2 protein-coding genes and 1 rRNA gene are annotated in these 3,567 nt (G+C 67.3%); all 3 read right to left on the bottom strand.

The genetic code is table 11. The features are described 5' to 3' along the window. Positions 1–136: 136 nt before the first annotated feature. On the bottom strand, positions 137–2,632 hold the full coding sequence (locus ACFV6D_RS16840; RefSeq protein WP_063350200.1) for a mannose-1-phosphate guanyltransferase: 2,496 nt from the start codon (positions 2,630–2,632) through the stop codon (positions 137–139). A 124-nt stretch (positions 2,633–2,756) separates the two neighbouring features. Next, on the bottom strand, positions 2,757–3,377 hold the full coding sequence (pgsA, locus tag ACFV6D_RS16845; RefSeq protein ID WP_063350199.1) for a CDP-diacylglycerol--glycerol-3-phosphate 3-phosphatidyltransferase: 621 nt from the start codon (positions 3,375–3,377) through the stop codon (positions 2,757–2,759). 98 nt (positions 3,378–3,475) lie between these two features. Further along, positions 3,476–3,567, bottom strand: a 5S ribosomal RNA gene (rrf, locus tag ACFV6D_RS16850); the annotation flags it as partial.

Genomic DNA, 3,567 nt, shown 5'->3' on the forward strand with positions numbered 1-3,567 from the left:
CAACCCCACCCTTCTCACAAAAAAAATAAAACTTTTTTTTTTTGTTTGGTTTTTTTTGTGGGGGGGGGGGGGGGGCCCTCCCCCCCCCCCCCCCCCCCCCGACCGTCAGGACCGTCGGACGATCAGGCCGGTGTCGTCACCGCCCGGCCCCGTCGACCACCGCCGCCCACTCGTCCAGCAGCGCCTCGGTCGCCTCGTCGTCCGGGCCCTCCGCCCACAGGTGGGTGGTCGCCTCGGCCGGGTCCGGCAGCACCAGCGTCCAGCGCCCGTCCGCCTCGACGACCCGGACGCCGTCGGTGGTGTCCAGCCGCCGACTGCCGGCCGCCTCGACCACCGAGCGCATCACCATCCCCTTGGCCGCCCACGGCGTCGCCAGGTCCCGGCGACGGATGTGCGCCTGCGGGATCCGCGCGTCGATCTGGCTCAGCGTGAGCTGGGTCCGCGCCACCAGGCCGACCAACCGCACGAAGGCCGCGGCCCCGTCCAGCACTCCGCTGAACTCCGGCACCACGAAACCGCCGCGCCCGTCCCCGCCGAACACCGTGCCCTCGGTGGCGGCCGCCTTCGCCAGGTCGTCCGGCGTCGTCGTGGTCCAGATGACCTGGGTGCCGTGGTACGCGGCGACCTGCTCGGCGATCCGGGTCGTGGTCACCGGCAGCGCCACCTGCCCGCTGCGCCGCTCGGCCGCGACCAGGTCCAGCAGCACCAGCAGTGCCCGGTCGTCGTCGATCACCCGGCCCAGTTCGTCGACGAACGCGACCCGCTCGCCGACCGGGTCGAAGCGGACGCCGAAGGCCGCCCGGGAAGAGGCCACCAGCTCGCCGAGCCTGGCCAGCCCGGCCCGCCGCTCCTCCGCGTCCTCCGTCGGCCGCGCCTCGTCCAGCCCGCTGGAGACGGTGAGCGCCTCCACTCCGAGCCGCCCGAGGATGCTCGGCAGAACCAGGCCGGCGCTGCCGTGCGCAGTGTCCACGACCACCTTCAGTCCGGCCTCCCGGACCCCGGTGGTGTCGACGGCCCGCAGCAGGTTGCCCGCGTAGGAGTCGAAGACGCTGGACGGGAAGGTCAGGTCCCCGATCTCACCGGGGAAGGCCCGCCGGTACTCCTGGCGCGCGTACACGCGATCCAGCTTGCGCTGGCCGGCCTGCGAGAGGTCGGCCCCGCGCTCGTCGAAGAAGAGGATGTCCAGCGAGTCGGGCACCCCCGGCGTGGTCCGCAGGAAGATCCCGCCCGCACTCCCCCGCGCGGTGTGCTGCCGGGCGACCGGCATCGGCACGTTCTCCAGGTCGCGAACGTCTATGGCCGACGTCTGGAGCGCCGAAATCATCGCCCGTTTGAGCGCACGCGCACCACGCGAGTGGTCACGCGCAATGGTGACGGTCGCCCCCTTCTTCAAGGTCGTGGCGTACGCGCCGGCCAACCGCACGGCCAGCTCCGGGGTGATCTCGACGTTCAGGATCCCCGACACGCCACGGACACCGAACAGGTGCTCCTGGCCGCGGGACTCCCAGATCACCGACGTGTTGACGACGGCGCCGGCCTCGATGGTCTTGAACGGATAAACCCGGACGTTCGCACCGATGATCGACTCCTCGCCGATCAGGCACTCGTCCCCGATCACCGCGCCGTCCTCGATCCGGGCGGCCCGCATCACGTCGGTGTTCTTGCCGACCACGCAGCCGCGCAGATTGCTCTGCGGCCCGATGTAGACGTTGTCGTGCACGACCGCCTTGTGGAGGAAGGCCCCGCGCTTGACCACCACGTTGCTGCCGAGCACGGTGTGCTCGCGGATCTCGACACCGGCCTCGACCTTGGCGTAGTCCCCGATGTACAGGGGCCCGCGCAGCACCGCCTCCGGGTCCACCTCCGCACCCTCGGCCACCCAGACGCCCGGCGAGATCTCGAACCCGTCGAGCTCGACGTCGACCTTGCCCTCCAGGACGTCCGCCTGGGCCTTGCCGTAGCTCTCGTGGGTGCCCACGTCCTCCCAGTAGCCCTCGGCGACGTAGCCGTAGACCCGCTTGCCCTCCTTCAACAATTGCGGGAAGACGTCACTCGACCAGTCGACGGACTCACCTGCTGCGACGTAGTCGAAGACCTCTGGTTCCATCACGTAGATACCGGTGTTCACAGTGTCCGAGAAGACCTGCCCCCAGGTCGGCTTCTCCAGGAAGCGCTCGACCCGTCCGTCGTCGTCCGTGATCGTGATACCGAACTCGAGGGGATTCGGCACCCTGGTGAGACAGACGGTGACCAGTGCGTTCTTGCTGCGGTGAAAGTCGATCAATTCCGAGAGGTCGAAGTCGGTCAGCGCGTCACCGGAGATCACCAGAAAGGAGTCGTCCTTCAACGCGTCCTCGGCGTTCTTGACACTCCCCGCGGTGCCTAGCGGCGTCTCCTCGTGGGCATAGGTCAGATGCATGCCCAAGTCCTCGCCGTCACCGAAGTAGTTCTTGACCAGTGAGGCCAGGAACTGGACGGTGACGACGGTGTCGGAGAGGCCGTGCCGCTTCAGCAGCCGAAGCACGTGCTCCATGATCGGCCTATTGGCCACCGGAAGCAGCGGCTTCGGCATGCTTGAGGTCATCGGGCGGAGTCGGGTTCCTTCGCCCCCTGCCATGACAACGGCTTTCATTACGGGTGCGTCCTCCTTTGCGGTGGTGGACCTACAGGTCCATCAAACCGTTCCAGAGGGATCCCTACCCGGAAGGTATCGTCCGACGCACCGATGCGGCGTGGGACTTCTCTCAGATCACGTCTCAGACTGCGGACGCGGAGCCCGTCGAGCCCGCTCGGGTGATCCGCCTGGCCTGAACCGCGTAAAGAATACCGGCCCACCAGTACAACGTGGTCCCCCACCAGATGAAGGCCCAGCTCACCACCTCGGCCGGCCGCGCGATCCAGCTGTCCACGCTGCCGAGCAGGAGAAGCGGAAACGCGTACATCAGATTGAAGGTCGCGGCCTTCCCCAGAAAACTCACCTGGAGCGGCCCGTAACCGTGCCGGTTCAAAATGGGAAGCAGCGCGCCGATAAATACTTCCCGGGCCAGCAGAATCGCCGTCACCCACCACGGAAGAATCTCACGCCAGGTCAAACCGACCAGCGTGGACAGCACATAGAGCCGGTCGGCCAGTGGATCGAGCAGTTGCCCCACCCGGCTGACCTGCCCCCACCGCCGCGCGAGTTTCCCGTCGAGGTAGTCGCTGACACCGCTCAGCATCAGGATCAGCAGCGCCCAACCATCGTTGTTGGGGCCATCGAAAACCGGCCAGAGAATCAGCCAGAGAAAAAGCGGAACACCGACCAGCCGGCCCATGCTGAGCAGGTTGGGGATGGTGAGGACGCGATCGGTCTGGACCCGCGTCTCCTGGACCTCCACCCGGGGGCCTCCTGTCCCGTGTGATGACAATGCACGTTGACCCTACAACAGAAAAGCCCCCGCCAGGTTCACCCGGCGGGGGCTTCTCTCGAATGATTGTTCGGCGGCGTCCTACTCTCCCACAGGGTCCCCCCTGCAGTACCATCGGCGCTGTAAGGCTTAGCTTCCGGGTTCGGAATGTAACCGGGCG

This window comes from Kitasatospora sp. NPDC059812 (assembly GCF_042732075.1).
Lineage (GTDB): Bacteria > Actinomycetota > Actinomycetes > Streptomycetales > Streptomycetaceae > Kitasatospora.

Excerpts from the sequence above, each read along its gene's own strand:
- ACFV6D_RS16840 (WP_063350200.1), bottom strand. The coding sequence starts at position 2,632 with ATGAAAGCCGTTGTCATGGCAGGGGGCGAAGGAACCCGACTCCGCCCG.